Raw genomic sequence first — 18,604 nt, 5'->3', positions numbered from 1 at the left:
AGAGGGCGCTGGCGGCGCCTTTTTACTATGCGCAGAATATAACGATTCGAGCCTGATGGCGCTTCGCTTATCAGGCCTACACGTCTCAGTTACGCCGTTAACGCATCAATCATGTGCTCCAGCGCGGGTGTCGCTTGCTGCTGGTCATACACAATGTATAAATCTGCCGGAATACGCTCTTCTAACGGACGAAACACCACTCCCGGCCAGTTCATCTGCGCATAGCTATCGGCAATCAGCGTAATGCCAATCCCCATACTGATCATCGCCAGCACCGTTTGCGGCTCCATCACTTCGCGAATAATCATCGGAGAAAATCCGGCGCTCTGGCAAACGCGTTGCAGGAATGCCCAGTCGGTGTGAATGGAAGGCATGGTGACGAAGTATTCATTGCGCAGTGCTTCTAACGGCACGGCCTCACGGGCCGTCAGCGGATGCTCTTCCGGCATCGCCACCAGAAAAGAGGATTCATGCAGTCGCAGGCTGGTAAACCCCGGCGCAGGCTCAATCGCCATTCGCCAGACGCCAGCATCCAGTTCACGTCGTTCCAGCATGGCCATTTGCATCGCGGGCATATTTTCGCGAAACATCACCTCAACGTTGGGGTTCGTCTTCAGAAATCGCCGCATCACCGGGCGCATTTTTCCCCACATTGCAGTACCGATCACCCCCAGTTCGATCCGCCCTGCCTCGCCGCGCCCGATCTGTTCGACACGCGCCAACACCTGATTAGCGCTGGAAAGCAGACGCCGAGACTCCTCCATCAGGATTTTACCCGCATGGGTCAGCGCCACGCTGCGGGAATGGCGGATGAACAACAGCGTGCCGAGCTCTTGTTCCAGCTCCTTAATATGAATACTCAGTGGAGGCTGCGACATATTCAGACGAGCGGCGGCGCGTCCAAAATGCAATTCTTCTGCGACAGCAAGAAAATAACGCAGTAGCTTAAGATCGATACGATGCGTGCGTTCCATGGGTAATGCGCTCCAGAGGGGAAAACGAATGCGCCAAATTACCACAATGCGTCGCAGAACAGGAACGGCGGGCAACAAACGCCCGCCGCGAAGAGAGATTAACGAGCCAGCGAGTGCTGTGCCAGCTTTTCAGGCTCATGTTTGTACTTAAAGAACAGCGCGAAAATCACCGCCAGCGCCAGGGCATACGCCGCAAAGACCAACCAGATGGTTTGCCAGTCCTTCACGCCATCCACCGAGAAGTAATCCACCGCTATACCGCTCAGAATGGAACCCACCCACGCCCCGACGCCATTGACCATCGTCATAAACAGCCCCTGCGCGCTGGCACGGATCCGTGATTCCACCTCCTGCTCAACGAAGACGGAGCCAGAGATATTGAAGAAGTCGAATGCGCAGCCATAGACGATCATCGACAGCAGTAGCAGAACAAAACCGAACGGCGACGGATCGCCAAAGGCAAAGAAGCCAAAGCGCAATGTCCACGCCAGCATGCTCATCAACATGACCGTTTTGATGCCAAAACGTTTGAGGAAGAACGGGATGGTCAGGATAAAGCCCACTTCTGCCATCTGCGAGACGGACAGTAAGATGGACGGGTATTTCACCACAAAGCTGTCAGCGAATTCCGGGTTACGGGCAAAGTCGTGCAGGAAAGGATTGCCGAAAACGTTGGTAATTTGCAGCACCGCCCCCAACATCATGGCAAACAGAAAGAAAATCGCCATCCGCGGATTTTTAAACAACACGAATGCGTCCAGCCCCAGCTTACTGGCGAACGACGCGCTCGCTTTCTTTTCGGCCACCGGAATTTTCGGCAGCGTGAGCGCATAGAGCGCCAACAGCAACGACGCGCCGGATGCAATGTACAGCTGCGCGCTGCTCAGCTCCAGGCCCATCAGACTGACGGTCCACATCGCAACGATAAAGCCAATCGTGCCAAAAACGCGAACAGGTGGAAATGCGCTTACTGGATCTTGCCCTGCCTGCGCCAGGCAGGAGTAGGAGACGCTGTTCGAAAGCGAAATGGTCGGCATGAAAGCCATTGCGTTGATCAACATCACCCAGAACATCGTGTCCGGGTCAGTCACCGTGGTCGCATACAGCAAGACGCCCGCGCAGACCAGATGGCAGATCATGTAGGTGCGCTCTGCCCGCAGCCATTTGTCCGCAATAATCCCCATAATGCCGGGCATAATAATCGCCGCCAGCCCTTTTGAGCTGTATACCATACCCACGTTGGCGCCGGTAAAATGAAGGGTGTTAATCATGTATGAGCCCAGGGTTACCAGCCAGCTTCCCCAGATAAAATATTGCATAAACGACATGATCTTTAATCGGGACGCAATACCCATTTTTCTCTTCCTTGCCGTAGAGTACGAACCCCGCTGGCAAGCGGGGTCATTATTATTATCTGTTTCAGGCCAGTTTACGCAGGAACCCGCAAATCAGGTCGATAAAGTTCTGCCGGGAAAGTTCAGCGGCGGCCAGGGTTTGCGCGTGCGAGAGTTTCACATCGCCCAGGCCTTCCGCCAGATTGGTGATCGCCGACACGGCAACCACTTTCAGTCCGCAGTGGCGGGCGGTGATGACTTCAGGCACCACCGACATCCCGACCACATCGCCGCCAATGATCTGCATCATGCGGATCTCCGCGGCTGTCTCAAAGTTAGGTCCCGGATAGGAAACAAATACGCCTTCACTCAGCGTGAAGCCCTCATCGGCGGCAACGGCCTGTAAAACCGCACGATAATCGGCGTCATAGGCATTGGCCAGCGAGAAGAAACGCTCGCCAAAGCGTTCGTCGTTCGGGCCAACCATTGGTGTCCCCGGCATGGTGTTAATATGGTCGCTTAGGGCCACCAGACTCCCCGGCCCCACTTCCGGGCGCAGAGAACCCGCTGCGTTAGTGCAGAACAGCAGTTCGCAGCCCAGCAGCTTCATCGTGCGAATAGCGTCGGTCATCACGGTCATGCCGCGTCCTTCGTAGAAGTGCCCGCGCCCTTTCATACAGGCAACCGGGACGCCAGCCAGATGACCGAGCACCAACTCACCCGCGTGCCCGTGAACGGTGCTGACCGGGAACCCCGGCAGCTTCTCATAGGAAATCGCCACCGCATCTTCTATCTGCTCAGCCAGCGCGCCTAAACCCGAGCCAAGGATAAAGGCGACACGCGGCGTGAAGTCAGGTTTGTAGCCGCGAATAATATCAGCGCTGTTCCAGGGATTCTGGGAAAAGTGGGAGTCGGTCATGAGATGTCCTTATAATCGGCTAATCACTCATTGAGTGAGGGAGATAATGGTTATAACGAGAGTACGCAATCGATTACCAATACAGTTTTCCCTGCCGATCGATAGCAAATCTATATTGATAAGGCGATGCAGCGCCGTCAGATGAGAAAAAGCATGACTGCCAAAAATGGCAGGGAGTACTGAAGGTCTGCGAACGTGTGCCGATATCGTAGTTTTACTGGCAAAAGGAAACCACGATGACCACCATCAACGTCTCGACCCCTTCCGTCCAAAGCAGCGGCGGTGGGACTCAAGCCGCCTCCGGGAACAGCGTCTCTGCACAAATCGCGCAGATTGCGGAAAAAATCACTCAACTGACGCAGAAGCTCAAAGACGTCTCAAACGGCAGCGGCAGTGCCGAAGAGAAGCAAAAGCAGCAGGAATTGATCCAGACGCAGATCAAAATGTTGCAGGCGCAGCTGGCACAGCTACAGCGTCAACAGGCCGAGGAAGCCCAGCAAAAACAGGAACAAACCCAGGTTAAAGCGGAAGGCGTTAATTATCCTTCCGACGACCATCAGATTGATGTCTATATCTGATAGAGCGGATCCTGCGCACGTAAAGACGTTAATGCATTCGCCTGGGTGCGGACCACCTCCCACAGCGCCTGGGCTGCTGTCGACAACGAGCGGTTTTTGCGCCGCGCCAGCATCAGCTGTCTTTCCACCACCGGCGTCAGTCGCTTCACCTGCAAATGACTCCCCTGCGGCAACGGTAAGGCCAGCGCAGGCAAAATGCTGATACCTATCCCCGCTTCCACCATCGGAAACAGCGTCGCCGGGTGGCCAATTTCCTGCACAATATTGGCCTCTATCGCAAAGTGCGCAAGCGCCGCGTCAATGAGCGGCCGACTCCCCGAGGCGTAATCCTGCAACACCAGTCGTTCCTGCTGGAGATCCTGCCAGCTCACCCACTCCTGTTGCGCCAGCGGGTGCGCCTGATGGCAAAGCAGAAGGAAAGGTTCGGAGAGTATCGCTTCGCACTGCAAATCACTCACCGCGCCAGGATCAATCACAATGCCAAAATCCACTTCGCCCTGGCGGATACTTTCCAGCACCCACTGCTGCGGTCGATCGTGCAGGACAAAGTCAATCGCCGGATAGCGCTGATTACTTTGCGCAATGCACTGCGGAATGAGATGGGCGGAGATCGTCTGACTTGCCGCCACGCGAACCGTACCGGTGAGTTGCGTGCCCACCCTACCCGCTTCCCGCAGCGTGATGTGCAGTTCATCCAGCAGTCGCTCCAGGCGACCCGCCAGCTGTTGCCCGGCATCCGTCAGCACCACTTCACGCGTCGTGCGGTTCAGCAGTTTCACCCCTGTCTGACGCTCCAGTTCTTTGATACTGTGACTGACCGCCGACTGGCTCAGACCAATACACTCACCGGCCCGGCTGAAACTTCGCTCCTGAGCAACGGTAACAAACACACGTAATTGACGCAGAGAATAATTCATCAACTCAATTCATATATAGATGCAATAAATCAATTTTATTTCTCAAAATGAAAAACGCAAAATGAGGACACCGAATTCCTGGAGTATTTATGAATATTTTTCGTATCCTTGATCCGTTTACGCTGACCCTGATTGCGGTCGTCCTGCTGGCCTCATTTTTTCCAGCAGAGGGAGATTTTGTGCCAGTTGTTGAAGGCATCACTACTGCGGCCATCGCGCTCCTGTTCTTTATGCACGGGGCAAAGCTCTCACGCGAAGCCATCATCGCGGGCGGCAGCCACTGGCGTTTGCACCTGTGGGTGATGTGCAGCACCTTCATTCTGTTCCCGGTGCTCGGCGTACTGTTTGCCTGGTGGGCGCCAGTCAACGTTGACCCGATGCTGTACACCGGTTTCCTGTATCTGTGCATTTTGCCCGCCACGGTACAGTCGGCGATTGCCTTTACGTCGCTGGCGGGCGGGAACGTTGCGGCGGCGGTCTGCTCAGCCTCGGCCTCCAGCCTGTTGGGGATTTTCCTCTCGCCGCTGTTAGTTGGTCTCGTGATGAACATTCACGGTGCAGAGGGCAGCCTGGAGCAGGTCGGCAAAATCATGCTGCAACTGCTGCTGCCGTTTGTGCTGGGTCACCTTTCCCGTCCGTGGATCGGCAAGTGGGTCGCACGAAATAAAAAATGGATTGCGAAGACTGACCAGACGTCAATTTTGCTGGTGGTTTATTCCGCCTTCAGCGAAGCCGTCGTGAACGGGATCTGGCACAAAGTGGGCTGGGGATCGCTGCTGTTTATCGTGGTGGTCAGCATTGTGCTGCTCGCCATCGTGATTGCCGTAAACATCGTTGTGGCGCGTAAATGCGGCTTCAACAAAGCTGACGAGATCACGATTGTTTTCTGCGGGTCGAAAAAGAGTCTGGCGAACGGCGTCCCCATGGCCAACATCCTCTTCCCGACGTCGGTCATTGGGATGATGGTACTGCCGCTGATGATCTTCCACCAGATTCAGTTGATGGTCTGTGCGGTGCTGGCGCGTCGCTATAAGCGCCAGGCCGAACAGTTACAGGCGCAGCAGGACAGCCGCGCCGCCAAAGCTTAAAGCGGACGTTTCAGGGGCTGAACCAGCTGGCTCAGCCCTTCGGTTTTGATCAGCAGCGTAATTTGCATCAGCTCGCCCAGTTTGCCCGCCGGGAACTCATCCTTACGGGCAAACCACAGCAGATACTCTTCCGGCACATCGATCAACCGACGCCCTTTGTATTTGCCAAACGGCATCACCGTGTTGGCAATCTCAACGAGCTGCTCTTTCTCCATCTCAGACACCCAGCAGGCGGAGCATTTCCGCTTCGTCGATCACCGCAATCCCCAACTCCTGCGCTTTTGCCAGCTTGGAACCTGCCGCTTCGCCAGCAATGACCAGATCGGTCTTCTTCGAGACGCTGCCCGCCACTTTCGCACCAAGCTCTACCAGCCGCGCTTTAGCATCATCGCGCGACATCAGGCTAAGGCTCCCCGTCAGCACGACTGTTTTCCCGGCAAAAGGACTGTCAATCTCTTCCGCGTTGATCACCACCGGCGCGGGCCAGCGAATGCCTTCTGCCAGTAGCTGCGCGATCACCTCGCGGTTGCTCTCTTCGGCAAAGAAGTTGAACACATGGGTGGCGACCACAATGCCCACGTCGGGGACTTTTTGTAGCTCGTCAATAGACGCCGCTTCCAGCGCCTCCAGCGTACCAAAAAAGGCCGCCAGCCCCGCCGCTGTGGCTTCGCCGACCTCGCGAATCCCCAGCGCATACAGGAAGCGCGCAAAGGTCGTCTCTTTAGATTTTTCCAGCGCATCCACCACGTTTTGCGCCGACTTTGGTCCCATTCGGTCGAGGCCGGTCAGTTTCCCGGCAGTCAGCCTGAACAGGTCCGCTGGCGTATGGACATACTCTTTCTCGACCAGTTGATCGATAATTTTGTCACCCATCCCGTCCACGTCCATCGCCCGACGAGACACGAAATGCTTGAGGGACTCTTTACGCTGCGCGCCGCAAATCAGGCCGCCGGTACAGCGAGCAACCGCTTCACCTTCCACGCGTTCAACATCGGAATTGCATACCGGGCAATGCGTCGGAAATTCCACTGGCCGGGTGTCGTCCGGACGCTCGGAAAGCACCACGTTGACCACCTGCGGGATGACATCGCCAGCACGGCGAATCACCACCTTATCGCCAATGCGCAGGCCAAGACGCTCGATTTCATCGGCGTTATGCAGCGTAGCGTTACTCACCAGCACGCCGGCAACCTGTACCGGTTCAAGACGCGCAACGGGAGTAATCGCCCCGGTACGCCCGACCTGAAATTCCACGTCACGAACAAAGGTCATCTGCTCCTGCGCCGGGAATTTAAAGGCCACCGCCCAGCGCGGCGCGCGTGCGACGAAACCCAGTTGCTCCTGTAGCGCCATCGAGTTGACCTTAATCACCACCCCATCGATGTCGAAGCCCAGGGTCGGACGGTCTTCTTCCACCTTGTGGTAAAACGCCAGCACCGCTTCCGGCGAGTCGCACAGGGTCACGCGATCGCTGACCGGCAGCCCCCATGCTTTGAATTGCAGCAGGCGGCCCAGATGAGTATCGGGCAGTTCGCCGCCTTCCAGCACGCCAACGCCATAGCAGAAGAAAGTGAGCGGTCGCTTCGCGGTGATGCGCGGATCGAGCTGGCGCAGCGAGCCCGCCGCTGCGTTACGCGGGTTAGCAAACAGCTTTCCGCCCGTACGGCGAGCCTCTTCATTGATCTTTTCAAAACCAGCCTGTGGCAGGAAAACTTCGCCACGCACTTCCAGGCGCGTCGGAATGTTATCGCCATGGAGTTTCAGCGGAATGGCGCGGATAGTCCGCACGTTTGAAGTAATATCCTCACCCGTCGTGCCATCGCCACGGGTTGCAGCACTCACCAGCACCCCGTTTTCGTAGAGAATGCTGACCGCCAGGCCGTCCAGCTTCAGCTCACAGCACCAGGTCAGCTTATCGCTGCTCTTAAGGCGGTCCTGCACGCGCTTGTTAAACGCCAGGAAACTCTCCTCATCAAAGACGTTGTCCAGTGACAACATCGGCACTTCATGACGAATCTGGCTGAAAGATGCCAGCGGCGCGGCGCCCACACGCTGCGTCGGAGAGTCCGGGGTAATCAGCTCCGGGTGTTGCGCTTCCAGTGCACGCAGTTCCCGCATCAGGCGGTCATATTCTGCATCGGGGATTTCTGGCGCATCCATCACATGGTAAAGATACTCATGATGGCGAAGCGTGGTTCGCAGTTCGGTCAGTTGTTGTTCGATTGATTCCATATCGCACCATCAATGATAAAAAACCCCCGACAGGCGGGGGTTCAGAAAGGAAGTTGTCGTGCCTTGAGTGTATCAGGCGTTCGCGTCTTTCACTTCGCGGATACGGTCCTGATACTCGCGCAATTTTTGCGGCGTCATCATCCGACGCTGATCGTCGAGCACCACACCGCCGACTTCATCGGCAATATGCTGTGCGGATTGCAGCATCAGTTTGAAGTTCTGCAGTTCGTCGCCGTAAGACGGCACCTGCATAAAGATGGTCACGCCCGGCGTGGTGAAATCGACCATTTCTGGATCAAACGTACCCGGGTTAACCATATTCGCCAGGCTGAACAATGCCGGGCCGCTGCCATCCGGGCTCAGATGACGATGGAAGATATTCATGTCGCCAAATTTGAATCCGGCCTGCTCGATGCTGTTGAGCAGCACTTCACCGTTAAGCTCGCTGCCATGATGGGCGGCGACGTTCATGATGATTACCGCTTCTTTACGCTGCGGTTTTTCCGGGGCTGGCGCTTCTTCAACGACGGGCTCTGGCTGCGGCTCGACCACGGGTTCTGCGGGCTGGAAAGCCTGCTGCGACGGCTGCGGTGCAGTCGGCTGAACGGGCTGAACCTGCGGCGCGACGGGTTGTTGCACAGGCTGCGGCTGTTGCACAGGTTGCAGTGGCGCAGGCTGATGCACCGGCTGCGGCTGAGCGGATTGCTGCGGCTGGTGTACCGGCTGCTGCGGCGGACGCGGGGCATGCTGCGGCTGTACCGGCGCTTCAGACGATGGCTGAACCGGCTGACGCGGCTGTGCCGACGCATAAGGCGGCTGGTACTGGTGTTGCGGCGACTGGCGAGGAGCTTCATGCTCCTGCGGGTTGCCAGGGGCATGATTCACGCGGTGAACACGAACTTCACCCACGCCTTCGTCTGCTTCAACATCATCGTCATACGAGTCGTCGTCGCGTTTTGATTTCATGCGTTTCAGTGGACGATCGCGGAACATAGAAGATCGTTCTTTACGGCTGGTCCAGAAACCATGTACCAGTAAAGCGATTATGGCGATCGCGCCAACAATGATTAATATCAGACGCAAATCCTGCATCATTATATTCTCTGTTGTTCTAACACCTTGCCACCACGGCAAACATTTACTCACTAAGAGTATTTGCCGATTACGTCAAGTGCAAGTGTACTCTTAGCTTTCACAGCATAAAGATGAACGAAATCGTGCTTTTTGCTGTTTTTTCGAACATTTCCGAACTGTTCTGTGTGCGATAACCCGGTAAGATACCCGTGTTCGCTTAGGACTTATACGAAAAGGAGCATGTCCTGACTATGGTGTCATCATCTGTCACTGCACCACGCAGCGGTTTTTACTACTTTGCTCAGGGATGGAAACTGGTTTCGCAACCGGGGATCCGTCGCTATGTCATTTTACCGCTACTGGTAAACATCCTGCTAATGGGCAGTGCGTTCTGGTGGCTGTTCACACAGCTGGATGTCTGGATCCCGTCGCTCATGAGTCACGTCCCGGACTGGCTGCAATGGCTGAGCTATCTGCTGTGGCCTGTCGCGGTCATCTCTGTGCTGCTGGTGTTTGGCTATTTTTTCTCGACCCTGGCCAACTGGATTGCCGCGCCGTTTAACGGGCTGCTGGCGGAGCAACTGGAAGCACGGTTGACGGGCGCTACGCCGCCGGACACGGGCGTTCTGGGGATCATGAAAGATGTGCCGCGGATTATGAAACGCGAATGGCAAAAGCTCGCCTGGTATCTGCCGCGCGCCATTGTACTGCTGATCCTATACTTTATTCCCGGCATCGGGCAAACCGTCGCTCCCGTACTGTGGTTCCTGTTCAGCGCCTGGATGCTGGCCATTCAGTATTGCGATTACCCTTTTGACAACCATAAAGTGCCGTTTAAAGAGATGCGCACCGCCCTGCGCAGCCGTAAAGTCATCAATATGCAGTTTGGTGCCCTTACCAGCCTGTTTACCCTGATCCCGGTGCTTAATCTCTTCATCATGCCGGTGGCGGTTTGTGGCGCCACGGCGATGTGGGTGGATTGCTATCGTGCTAAACATGCGTTATGGAAGTAATGCAAAAATGTGTAAACGAGAGGTGGCTTATGCCACCTCTTATTCCATACTGATACCCATTATTTCTCCATAGCATATAGATATGCGAAATCCTTACTTCCCCATATTCGTCTGAAGGGTATGCTGGGAAGGTATCCCAATTTCATACAGTTAAGGACAGGCCATGAGTAAGATTTTTGAAGACAACTCGCTGACTATCGGTCATACGCCGCTGGTTCGACTGAACCGTATCGGTAACGGACGCATTCTGGCGAAGGTGGAATCACGTAACCCAAGCTTCAGCGTGAAATGCCGTATTGGTGCCAACATGATTTGGGATGCTGAAAAACGCGGCGTGCTGAAACCGGGCGTCGAGCTGGTTGAACCCACCAGCGGCAACACCGGTATCGCGCTGGCCTATGTCGCTGCGGCACGTGGTTACAAGCTGACGCTGACCATGCCGGAAACCATGAGTATCGAACGTCGTAAACTGCTGAAAGCGCTGGGCGCCAATCTGGTGCTGACCGAAGGCGCAAAAGGCATGAAAGGCGCAATTCAGAAAGCAGAAGAAATTGTTGCCAGCGATCCAGCGAAATATCTGCTGCTTCAGCAGTTCAGCAACCCGGCTAACCCGGAAATTCACGAAAAAACCACCGGTCCGGAAATCTGGGAAGATACCGACGGCCAGGTTGACGTTTTCATCTCCGGCGTGGGGACTGGCGGTACGCTGACCGGCGTCACCCGCTATATTAAAGGCACCAAAGGCAAAACCGACCTGATTACCGTTGCCGTTGAGCCGACAGACTCCCCGGTTATCGCGCAGGCGCTGGCAGGTGAAGAGCTGAAGCCAGGTCCGCACAAAATTCAGGGTATCGGTGCCGGTTTCATTCCGGGCAACCTGGATCTGAAACTGATCGATAAAGTGGTCGCCATCACCAACGAAGAGGCGATCTCTACCGCCCGTCGCCTGATGGAAGAGGAAGGCATTCTTGCCGGTATCTCCTCCGGAGCCGCAGTGGCTGCCGCCCTTAAGCTTCAGGAAGATGAAACCTTTACCAATAAGAATATTGTGGTTATCCTACCGTCATCGGGTGAGCGTTATCTGAGCACAGCACTGTTTGCCGATCTCTTCACAGAGAAAGAATTGCAACAGTAATGCCAGCATGTTAAAAACGCGTAAAAAAGCACCTTTTCAGGTGCTTTTTTGTGGCCTGCTTCAAACTTTCACCCCACCTGCCATTGCTTCACCCCGCCAGGTCTGGTATTTAACCTGATTAATTATTTTGAAGCGCGAAATTAATCGTTACAGGAAAACTGCTGGCTGAATCGATTTTATGATTTGGTTCAAGTATTGATTTAGCGGCATAATGTTTAATGACGAGCGAAACGTCAGCGGCCAGAGGTTGACTGCAACGGATTGCGTAAAACACCTGGTGTGTCGCGCCCGTTTACGCCGGCGCTAACAATACAGGCTAAAGTCAAACCGCCAGGCTAGACTTTAGTTCCACAACACTAAACCTATAAGTTGGGGAAATACAATGTTCCAGCAAGAAGTTACCATTACCGCTCCGAACGGTCTGCACACCCGCCCTGCTGCTCAGTTTGTTAAAGAAGCGAAAGGCTTCACTTCTGAGATTACTGTGACTTCCAACGGCAAAAGCGCCAGCGCGAAAAGCCTGTTTAAACTGCAAACTCTGGGTCTGACTCAGGGTACCGTCGTTACCATCTCTGCAGAAGGTGAAGACGAGCAGAAAGCCGTAGAACATCTGGTCAAGCTGATGGCGGAACTGGAATAAGTTTTTCCGGGTTCTTTTAAAAATCAGTCACAAGTAAGGTAGGGTTATGATTTCAGGCATTTTAGCATCCCCGGGTATCGCTTTTGGCAAAGCACTTTTGCTGAAAGAAGACGAAATCGTCATTGACCGGAAAAAAGTTTCTGCCGACAAGGTTGATCAGGAAGTTGAACGTTTTCTGAGCGGTCGTGCCAAGGCATCTGCACAGTTAGAAGCGATCAAAACGAAAGCTGGTGAAACGTTCGGTGAAGAAAAAGAAGCCATTTTCGAAGGGCATATTATGCTGCTCGAAGATGAGGAGCTGGAGCAGGAAATCATAGCCCTGATTAAAGATAAACACATGACGGCTGACGCAGCTGCGCATGAAATTATCGAAGGTCAGGCCACTGCCCTGGAAGAACTGGATGATGAATACCTGAAAGAACGTGCGGCTGACGTACGTGACATCGGTAAGCGCCTGCTGCGCAACATCCTCGGGCTGGCAATTATTGACCTGAGCGCCATTCAGGACGAAGTGATCCTGGTTGCCGCTGACCTGACCCCGTCCGAAACCGCACAGCTGAACCTGCAGAAGGTGCTGGGTTTCATTACTGACGTGGGCGGTCGCACTTCCCACACCTCTATCATGGCGCGTTCTCTGGAACTGCCAGCCATCGTGGGGACCGGTAGCGTCACCTCTCAGGTGAAAAACGACGATTATCTGATTCTGGATGCCGTAAACAACCAGGTTTACGTCAACCCGACCAACGAAGAAATTGAAAAACTGCGCGCCGTTCAGGAGCAAGTTGCCACTGAAAAAGCGGAACTGGCTAAACTGAAAGACCTGCCAGCCATCACTCTGGATGGTCATCAGGTTGAAGTGTGCGCCAATATCGGTACCGTGCGTGACGTTGAAGGCGCAGAACGCAACGGTGCGGAAGGCGTTGGTCTGTACCGTACTGAATTCCTGTTTATGGATCGCGACGCGCTGCCGACTGAAGAAGAACAGTTTGCGGCTTACAAAGCCGTGGCTGAAGCCTGTGGCTCTCAGGCGGTGATCGTGCGTACCATGGACATCGGCGGCGACAAAGAACTGCCGTACATGAACTTCCCGAAAGAAGAAAACCCGTTCCTGGGCTGGCGTGCCGTGCGTATCGCGATGGATCGTAAAGAGATCCTGCGCGATCAGGTTCGCGCTATCCTGCGCGCGTCTGCTTTCGGCAAACTGCGCATTATGTTCCCGATGATCATCTCTGTTGAAGAAGTCCGCGCGCTGCGCAAAGAGATTGAAATCTACAAACAGGAACTGCGTGACGAAGGTAAAGCATTTGACGAAACCATTGAGATTGGCGTGATGGTGGAAACACCGGCTGCGGCAACAATTGCTCGTCATTTAGCCAAAGAAGTTGATTTCTTTAGTATCGGCACCAATGATTTAACGCAGTACACTCTGGCAGTTGACCGTGGTAATGATATGATTTCACATCTCTACCAGCCAATGTCGCCATCTGTCCTCACATTGATCAAGCAAGTTATTGATGCTTCTCATGCTGAAGGTAAATGGACTGGCATGTGTGGTGAGCTTGCAGGCGACGAACGTGCTACACTTCTGTTGCTGGGGATGGGTCTGGACGAATTCTCTATGAGCGCCATTTCTATCCCGCGCATTAAGAAGATTATCCGTAACACGAACTTCGAAGATGCGAAGGTGTTAGCAGAGCAGGCTCTTGCTCAACCGACAACGGACGAGTTAATGACGCTGGTTAACAAGTTCATTGAAGAAAAAACAATCTGCTAATCCACGAGATGCGGCCCAATTTACTGCTTAGGAGAAGATCATGGGTTTGTTCGATAAACTGAAGTCTCTGGTTTCTGATGATAAGAAAGACACCGGAACTATTGAGATTGTTGCACCGCTCTCTGGCGAGATCGTCAACATCGAAGACGTACCGGATGTCGTTTTTGCTGAAAAAATCGTGGGTGATGGCATCGCTATCAAACCAACCGGTAATAAGATGGTTGCACCGGTTGACGGTACCATCGGCAAAATCTTTGAGACCAACCATGCGTTCTCTATCGAATCCGATAACGGTATCGAACTGTTTGTTCACTTCGGTATCGACACCGTTGAGCTGAAAGGCGAAGGCTTCAAGCGTATCGCTGAAGAAGGCCAGCGTGTGAAAGTGGGTGACCCGGTTATTGAATTCGATCTGCCGCTGCTGGAAGAAAAAGCCAAGTCAACCCTGACTCCGGTTGTTATCTCCAACATGGACGAAATCAAAGAACTGATCAAACTGTCCGGTAGCGTGACTGTGGGTGAAACCCCGGTTATCCGCATCAAGAAATAATTCTTGCCGCAGGAAAAAATGGCGCCTTCTGGCGCCATTTTTTTATCTACCGGATGGCAAAACCCGCCTGATAAGGCGTTCGCGCCGCCATCCGGCATCGGTACCGGGGTCACAATGGCGAGGTCACCGGGCGATAACACTTTTCACGCATCAGGATTTTCATCCCTTCCGGCCCACTCTCCAGCATCCGCTTTTCTGAATCAGAAACCAGCAGTTCGCACTGATAGCCACCCGTGATGCCAAACATCGCGCGCGCCACGCAGATATCTTCCAGCGCACTCAGCCCACTGGTTTCAAAATGCCCCACAATGCGCCCTTGCTGGCGAACCACCAACCGATAACTCTTCATCGCGCCTCCCCTGCCGGAGGCAGTATCAGTTCGTCACATCCGCATTGCTGCGTCCATGTCATCACCGTCAGCACGCGTTCCGCGGCCTGTTGCGTTGCCTGCGTCAGCGATTTCCCCAGCACAATGCCGCTAATCAACTCGGCACAAAACAGATCGCCGGTTCCTTTCAGATCGGTTTCTACCCGCGGATGCTCAATCACATCCAGCGTTTGGGCCGTCACTACCGCCACATTGATGGTTTCACTGTCCTGTCCAGGCGCGCTGGTGATCACAATCCACTTCAGCGTGTCGGTCAGCAGCGATCTCGCCGCGACGACCGCGTCCTCCAGCGTGTGGCACGGCATACCGCTGAGCATCTCCAGTTCAAAGACATTCGGCGTCAGCCCCTGCGCCAGCGGCAACAGGTGATGCCGATAGGCATCCGGTATTTCCGCTTTCACATACATTCCGCTGTCGGTATCGCCAATCACCGGATCGACCAGAACAGGAATATCAGGATGCGTTTTACGAACGTCTTGCAACCATTGCGCCAGCAGGGCGATTTGTTCCGCGCTGCCCATATAACCGGTGGTCACGGCCTTTAACTCGCGCACCGCATCACGCTCGCTTAACGCCAGCAAATAACCACGGAACCAGTCAGCCGGAATGACGCCCCCATAGAACGTGTCATAGTGCGGAGTATTACTGAACAGGACGGTAGGCACCGCCGTCACCCGCAAACCCTTTGCTTTGATGGCTGGCACAGCGATGCTATTGCCGACGCTGCCATACACCACCTGTGACTGAACGGCGACAATATCGGTCTGCAACGCCCGATGCTTATCGTCGAAGAGCACTGACTGAATATCACTCTCCTGCCCCATAGACTTCTCCTCTCACTGGACAGCGGGCGGGTGCCTCACTATTATCGTCATATGCTAAAATTCATTTTGTCATAGGTCAATAATGATCGACGGAAAAACCGCCAGCGAAATCTTTGACAGTATACGTCAGCACGTGACCAGCGGCGTGTTGCCTGCGGGTGAAACCCTGCCGCCGGTGCGGGAACTGGCTGTGCAACTCAATGTGAATCGCAATACTGTTGCAGCGGCCTACAAACGCCTGGTGACATCCGGACTGGCGCAAAGTCGTGGCCGCAATGGCACCGTTATTAAAAGCGCCTCGACGCCCATCGCGCGCGAAGGCGGCGACCCGCACACGCCGCTTCACGATCTCTCCAGCGGAAATCCTGACCCGGCTCGCCTGCCGGACCTGAGCCGTTACTTTGCAAAATGTCATCACGGCCACCGCCTGTACGGTGACGCGCCAGTTTCCCCGGAGCTAAGGCGCTGGGCCACGCAATGGATGCAGGATGCCGTTCCCGCTGCGGGTGAAATTGATATCACCAGCGGCGCAATTGACGCCATTGAACGCCTGCTGAGCGCCCATCTGCTGCCCGGTGACAGCGTGGTGGTTGAGGACCCGTGCTTTTTAAGCAGTATCAATATGCTGCGATACGCCGGATTCAGCGCCAGCCCGGTGAGCGTCGATAGCGAAGGAATGCAACCGGAGGGGCTCGAACAGGCGCTGAGTAAAGGCGCCCGGGCAGTGATCGTAACACCTCGGGCGCACAACCCGACGGGATGCAGTTTAAGCGCCGCACGCGCGGGCGCATTACAGGCAATCCTGGCGCGATACCCACAGGTGCTGGTGATTGTTGACGACCACTTTGCCCTGCTTTCTGCCTCCGCGTGGCATCCGGTGATTGCGGCGGAAACGCTCCACTGGTCGATCGTTCGCTCAATGTCGAAAACGCTGGGGCCAGACCTGCGTCTTGCCATTGTCGCCAGCGATCCCGCGACGTCGGCAAAATTACGCCTGCGTCTTAACGCCGGCAGCCAGTGGGTTAGCCACATTTTGCAGGATCTGGTTTACACCTGTCTGGCAGACCCCGTCTGGCAGCATACGCTCGCCGAATCCCGCCGGTTTTACGCCGATCAACAGCGTAAACTGGCGAAGGCACTGCACGCACAAGGCATCAACCGTGTTTTCCCCGGCGATGGCCTGAACCTGTGGCTACCGCTTGCCGAAACCCGCCAGAACGTTGCATTCGCACTGGCGAAATCCGGTTGGCTGGTGCGTGAAGGCGACGCTTTCGGCGTTAACACGCCCGCGCAGGGTCTGCGTATCACCCTTTCCACACTCAATGACAACGACATTAACCGCCTGGCCGCCCATCTTCATCAGGCTCTGAGCCAATAACAGGAGATCATCCGTGCACGTCCATTTTATTATTCACGAATCATTTGAATCAGCAGGCGCTTATTTGCCATGGGCTGAAACGCGCGGTCACCACATCACCTGGACCCGCGTCTACGACAACGAACCGGTTCCGGCTAACGCCGATGGCTTTGATATGCTGGTCGTGTTTGGCGGCCCGCAGTCACCGCGCACCACGCTTGCGGAGTGCCCTTATTTTGACTCAAAGGCTGAACAACACCTGATCAACCAGGCCATCTCGGCGGGTCGGATTGTGGTCGGGATCTGTCTGGGTTCGCAGTTGATTGGCGAAGCGCTGGGAGCAAGGGTCTGCCAGAGCCCGGAAAAAGAGATTGGTCACTATCCCATTACGCTGACCGAAGCAGGAAAACAGCATCCGTTGCTTGCTCATTTCGGCTCTCCGCTGACGGTTGGTCACTGGCATAACGACATGCCAGGGCTTACCGATCAGGCCACGGTGCTTGCCGCCAGCGTCGGCTGCCCACGGCAGATCGTGCAATATGGCAATTTTGTCTACGGCTTCCAGTGCCACATGGAATTTACCGCCGAGGCGGTGGAGGGGCTGATTCAACATTCTGAGCAAGAGCTGGCGGAAGCCAAAGGGAAGCGCTTTATTCGCTCTAATGCGGAAATGCGCGAATGGGATTACCGGGAGATGAATGAAAAACTCTGGCAGTTCCTCGATCTGCTGGTGAAAAAACGTCAGGGTTAATCCGCATGCCCGGTCATCGCCGGGCAATGTGATTAAATCCCCGCGCCCTGACTGAAGTGCTCTTCGCCAAACACGCCGGTAGAGAGATAGCGATCGCCGCGATCGCAAATTATCGCCACTACCACCGCGCCCGGATTTGCTTTCGCAATCCTTATCGCACCAGCGACCGCGCCGCCTGAGCTGACGCCACAGAAGATCCCTTCACGTACCGCCAGTTCACGCATGGTGTTCTCCGCGTCTCGCTGGTGAATATCCACGACCTGATCGACAAGCTGAGCGTTAAAAATGCCCGGCATGTATTCCGCTGGCCAACGGCGAATTCCCGGAATACTGCTGCCCTCTTCCGGTTGCAAGCCCACAATAGCAACCGCGCTGGCCTGCTCACGCAGAAAGCGAGACACCCCGGTGATAGTGCCGGTGGTGCCCATGCTGGAAACAAAATGGGTGAGACGTCCGGACGTTTGCCGCCAGATTTCCGGCCCCGTGGTGGTGTAATGCGCGTACGGGTTATCAGGGTTGTTGAACTGGTCCAGCAGCGTGCCTTCGCCGCGCTGAGCCATCTCCAGCGCTAAATCTCGCGCCCCTTCCATTCCCTGCTCTTTGGTCACCAGAATCAGCTCGGCACCGTAGGCGCGCATCGCCGCACGACGCTCCTGGCTCATGTTGTCCGGCATCAGCAGCTTCATGCGATAACCTTTCAGTGCCGCAATCATCGCCAGCGCAATGCCAGTGTTCCCGCTGGTGGCCTCAATTAATACATCACCAGGTTTAATCTCACCGCGCTTTTCCGCTTCAACAATCATCGATAACGCGGCACGATCTTTTACCGATCCTGCTGGATTGTTACCTTCCAGTTTGACCCAAATTTCACTGCCATTATCCGGCGTCAGCCGTTGCAGTTTCACCAGCGGCGTATTGCCTATTGTTTGTTCTAATGTATTCACAATGTTTACTCAATAAAAAGCCAGCGGTACACGATCGTTAACCTATCAGCCTGTGTAACTCAGGTCTACTTATTCCATCGGACGATTATTCAACACGGTACCACCGGGGCCG

Annotated in this window: 19 protein-coding genes; 9 read left to right on the top strand and 10 right to left on the bottom strand. The window is 54.9% G+C overall.

Annotated elements, in window-relative coordinates:
• Positions 1-89: 89 nt before the first annotated feature.
• The 3 genes from WM46_RS01190 to xapA form a co-directional block, all read right to left on the bottom strand.
• A complete protein-coding gene (locus WM46_RS01190) occupies positions 90-974 on the bottom strand; it encodes a LysR family transcriptional regulator (RefSeq protein WP_061074893.1) in 885 nt (294 codons plus the stop codon).
• 98 nt (positions 975-1,072) lie between these two features.
• Positions 1,073-2,329, bottom strand: a complete 1,257-nt coding sequence (locus tag WM46_RS01185) for a nucleoside permease (protein WP_102601211.1) — start codon at positions 2,327-2,329, stop codon at positions 1,073-1,075.
• A gap of 64 nt (positions 2,330-2,393) precedes the next feature.
• Complete coding sequence (xapA, locus tag WM46_RS01180; RefSeq protein ID WP_102601210.1) at positions 2,394-3,227, bottom strand: xanthosine phosphorylase; 834 nt, start codon at positions 3,225-3,227, stop codon at positions 2,394-2,396.
• A 236-nt stretch (positions 3,228-3,463) separates the two neighbouring features.
• On the opposite strand from xapA, the gene WM46_RS01175 reads away from it, so the two are divergent.
• A complete protein-coding gene (locus WM46_RS01175; protein ID WP_102601209.1) occupies positions 3,464-3,805 on the top strand; it encodes a FlxA-like family protein in 342 nt (113 codons plus the stop codon).
• On the opposite strand, the gene WM46_RS01170 is transcribed toward WM46_RS01175, so the two are convergent.
• Positions 3,796-4,722, bottom strand: a complete 927-nt coding sequence (locus WM46_RS01170) for a LysR family transcriptional regulator (RefSeq protein WP_061074897.1) — start codon at positions 4,720-4,722, stop codon at positions 3,796-3,798. The genes WM46_RS01175 and WM46_RS01170 overlap by 10 nt on opposite strands.
• An 89-nt stretch (positions 4,723-4,811) precedes the next feature.
• Between WM46_RS01170 and WM46_RS01165 the strand changes: the two genes are divergently transcribed.
• Positions 4,812-5,810: a bile acid:sodium symporter family protein gene (locus WM46_RS01165; RefSeq protein WP_102601208.1), complete on the top strand. Its 999-nt coding sequence runs from the start codon at positions 4,812-4,814 to the stop codon at positions 5,808-5,810.
• On the opposite strand, the gene WM46_RS01160 is transcribed toward WM46_RS01165, so the two are convergent.
• From WM46_RS01160 to zipA, 3 genes are all read right to left on the bottom strand, one after another.
• Entirely contained in the window at positions 5,807-6,025 is a 219-nt protein-coding gene (locus WM46_RS01160) for a DUF3820 family protein (RefSeq protein ID WP_042317684.1), read from the bottom strand. The genes WM46_RS01165 and WM46_RS01160 overlap by 4 nt on opposite strands.
• Before the next feature lies 1 nt (position 6,026).
• Positions 6,027-8,042 (bottom strand): NAD-dependent DNA ligase LigA, encoded by a 2,016-nt coding sequence (gene ligA / locus WM46_RS01155; protein ID WP_102601207.1) that lies wholly within the window; start codon positions 8,040-8,042, stop codon positions 6,027-6,029.
• 72 nt (positions 8,043-8,114) lie between these two features.
• The gene (zipA, locus tag WM46_RS01150; RefSeq protein WP_102601206.1) at positions 8,115-9,137 is read right to left on the bottom strand and encodes a cell division protein ZipA; all 1,023 of its coding nucleotides are present in this window, start codon (positions 9,135-9,137) and stop codon (positions 8,115-8,117) included.
• Between the two features lie 230 nt (positions 9,138-9,367).
• Between zipA and cysZ the strand changes: the two genes are divergently transcribed.
• From cysZ to crr, 5 genes are all read left to right on the top strand, one after another.
• Entirely contained in the window at positions 9,368-10,129 is a 762-nt protein-coding gene (gene cysZ, locus WM46_RS01145) for a sulfate transporter CysZ (protein WP_102601205.1), read from the top strand.
• Between the two features lie 163 nt (positions 10,130-10,292).
• The gene (cysK, locus tag WM46_RS01140) at positions 10,293-11,264 is read left to right on the top strand and encodes a cysteine synthase A (protein ID WP_042999909.1); all 972 of its coding nucleotides are present in this window, start codon (positions 10,293-10,295) and stop codon (positions 11,262-11,264) included.
• A gap of 382 nt (positions 11,265-11,646) precedes the next feature.
• Positions 11,647-11,904 carry a phosphocarrier protein Hpr gene (gene ptsH / locus WM46_RS01130; protein WP_000487600.1) on the top strand — a complete coding sequence of 86 codons (258 nt, stop codon included), beginning with the start codon at positions 11,647-11,649 and terminating at the stop codon, positions 11,902-11,904.
• A 46-nt stretch (positions 11,905-11,950) separates the two neighbouring features.
• Positions 11,951-13,678, top strand: coding sequence for a phosphoenolpyruvate-protein phosphotransferase PtsI (gene ptsI / locus WM46_RS01125; protein ID WP_061074902.1), 1,728 nt, complete (start codon positions 11,951-11,953; stop codon positions 13,676-13,678).
• Between the two features lie 40 nt (positions 13,679-13,718).
• The gene (crr, locus tag WM46_RS01120; protein ID WP_061074903.1) at positions 13,719-14,228 is read left to right on the top strand and encodes a PTS glucose transporter subunit IIA; all 510 of its coding nucleotides are present in this window, start codon (positions 13,719-13,721) and stop codon (positions 14,226-14,228) included.
• A gap of 109 nt (positions 14,229-14,337) precedes the next feature.
• On the opposite strand, the gene WM46_RS01115 is transcribed toward crr, so the two are convergent.
• Together WM46_RS01115 and pdxK are read right to left on the bottom strand one after the other, a co-directional pair.
• Positions 14,338-14,577: a cytoplasmic protein gene (locus tag WM46_RS01115; protein ID WP_102601204.1), complete on the bottom strand. Its 240-nt coding sequence runs from the start codon at positions 14,575-14,577 to the stop codon at positions 14,338-14,340.
• Positions 14,574-15,440, bottom strand: a complete 867-nt coding sequence (pdxK, locus tag WM46_RS01110) for a pyridoxine/pyridoxal/pyridoxamine kinase (protein ID WP_102601203.1) — start codon at positions 15,438-15,440, stop codon at positions 14,574-14,576. Before pdxK ends, WM46_RS01115 begins: the two co-directional genes overlap by 4 nt.
• An 82-nt stretch (positions 15,441-15,522) precedes the next feature.
• Here pdxK and ptsJ point away from each other — a divergent pair, with 82 nt between their 5' ends.
• Complete coding sequence (gene ptsJ, locus WM46_RS01105; RefSeq protein ID WP_102601202.1) at positions 15,523-16,818, top strand: transcriptional regulator PtsJ; 1,296 nt, start codon at positions 15,523-15,525, stop codon at positions 16,816-16,818.
• A 13-nt stretch (positions 16,819-16,831) separates the two neighbouring features.
• Positions 16,832-17,548: a type 1 glutamine amidotransferase gene (locus WM46_RS01100; RefSeq protein ID WP_102601201.1), complete on the top strand. Its 717-nt coding sequence runs from the start codon at positions 16,832-16,834 to the stop codon at positions 17,546-17,548.
• A gap of 32 nt (positions 17,549-17,580) precedes the next feature.
• On the opposite strand, the gene cysM is transcribed toward WM46_RS01100, so the two are convergent.
• Positions 17,581-18,492 (bottom strand): cysteine synthase CysM, encoded by a 912-nt coding sequence (gene cysM / locus WM46_RS01095; RefSeq protein ID WP_061074907.1) that lies wholly within the window; start codon positions 18,490-18,492, stop codon positions 17,581-17,583.
• Between the last annotated feature and the right edge of the window lie 112 nt (positions 18,493-18,604).

This window comes from Citrobacter freundii complex sp. CFNIH2, assembly GCF_002880615.1.
In the GTDB taxonomy this organism is placed as follows: Bacteria; Pseudomonadota; Gammaproteobacteria; order Enterobacterales; family Enterobacteriaceae; genus Citrobacter_A; species Citrobacter_A amalonaticus_F.
Note: the sequence above shows the minus strand (reverse complement) of the source record. Positions and strands in the feature narration are given on the sequence as shown.

Bases quoted from the DNA above. Each gene is read 5' to 3' on its own strand.
- ligA (WP_102601207.1), bottom strand. From the start codon at position 8,042: ATGGAATCAATCGAACAACAACTGACCGAACTGCGAACCACGCTTCGC.
- WM46_RS01165 (WP_102601208.1), top strand. From the start codon at position 4,812: ATGAATATTTTTCGTATCCTTGATCCGTTTACGCTGACCCTGATTGCG.
- crr (WP_061074903.1), top strand. From the start codon at position 13,719: ATGGGTTTGTTCGATAAACTGAAGTCTCTGGTTTCTGATGATAAGAAA.
- pdxK (WP_102601203.1), bottom strand. From the start codon at position 15,440: ATGGGGCAGGAGAGTGATATTCAGTCAGTGCTCTTCGACGATAAGCAT.
- ptsH (WP_000487600.1), top strand. From the start codon at position 11,647: ATGTTCCAGCAAGAAGTTACCATTACCGCTCCGAACGGTCTGCACACC.
- ptsJ (WP_102601202.1), top strand. From the start codon at position 15,523: ATGATCGACGGAAAAACCGCCAGCGAAATCTTTGACAGTATACGTCAG.
- ptsI (WP_061074902.1), top strand. From the start codon at position 11,951: ATGATTTCAGGCATTTTAGCATCCCCGGGTATCGCTTTTGGCAAAGCA.
- WM46_RS01185 (WP_102601211.1), bottom strand. From the start codon at position 2,329: ATGGGTATTGCGTCCCGATTAAAGATCATGTCGTTTATGCAATATTTT.
- cysZ (WP_102601205.1), top strand. From the start codon at position 9,368: ATGGTGTCATCATCTGTCACTGCACCACGCAGCGGTTTTTACTACTTT.
- WM46_RS01175 (WP_102601209.1), top strand. From the start codon at position 3,464: ATGACCACCATCAACGTCTCGACCCCTTCCGTCCAAAGCAGCGGCGGT.
- WM46_RS01170 (WP_061074897.1), bottom strand. From the start codon at position 4,722: ATGAATTATTCTCTGCGTCAATTACGTGTGTTTGTTACCGTTGCTCAG.
- WM46_RS01115 (WP_102601204.1), bottom strand. From the start codon at position 14,577: ATGAAGAGTTATCGGTTGGTGGTTCGCCAGCAAGGGCGCATTGTGGGG.
- WM46_RS01160 (WP_042317684.1), bottom strand. From the start codon at position 6,025: ATGGAGAAAGAGCAGCTCGTTGAGATTGCCAACACGGTGATGCCGTTT.
- WM46_RS01190 (WP_061074893.1), bottom strand. From the start codon at position 974: ATGGAACGCACGCATCGTATCGATCTTAAGCTACTGCGTTATTTTCTT.
- cysK (WP_042999909.1), top strand. From the start codon at position 10,293: ATGAGTAAGATTTTTGAAGACAACTCGCTGACTATCGGTCATACGCCG.
- zipA (WP_102601206.1), bottom strand. From the start codon at position 9,137: ATGATGCAGGATTTGCGTCTGATATTAATCATTGTTGGCGCGATCGCC.
- xapA (WP_102601210.1), bottom strand. From the start codon at position 3,227: ATGACCGACTCCCACTTTTCCCAGAATCCCTGGAACAGCGCTGATATT.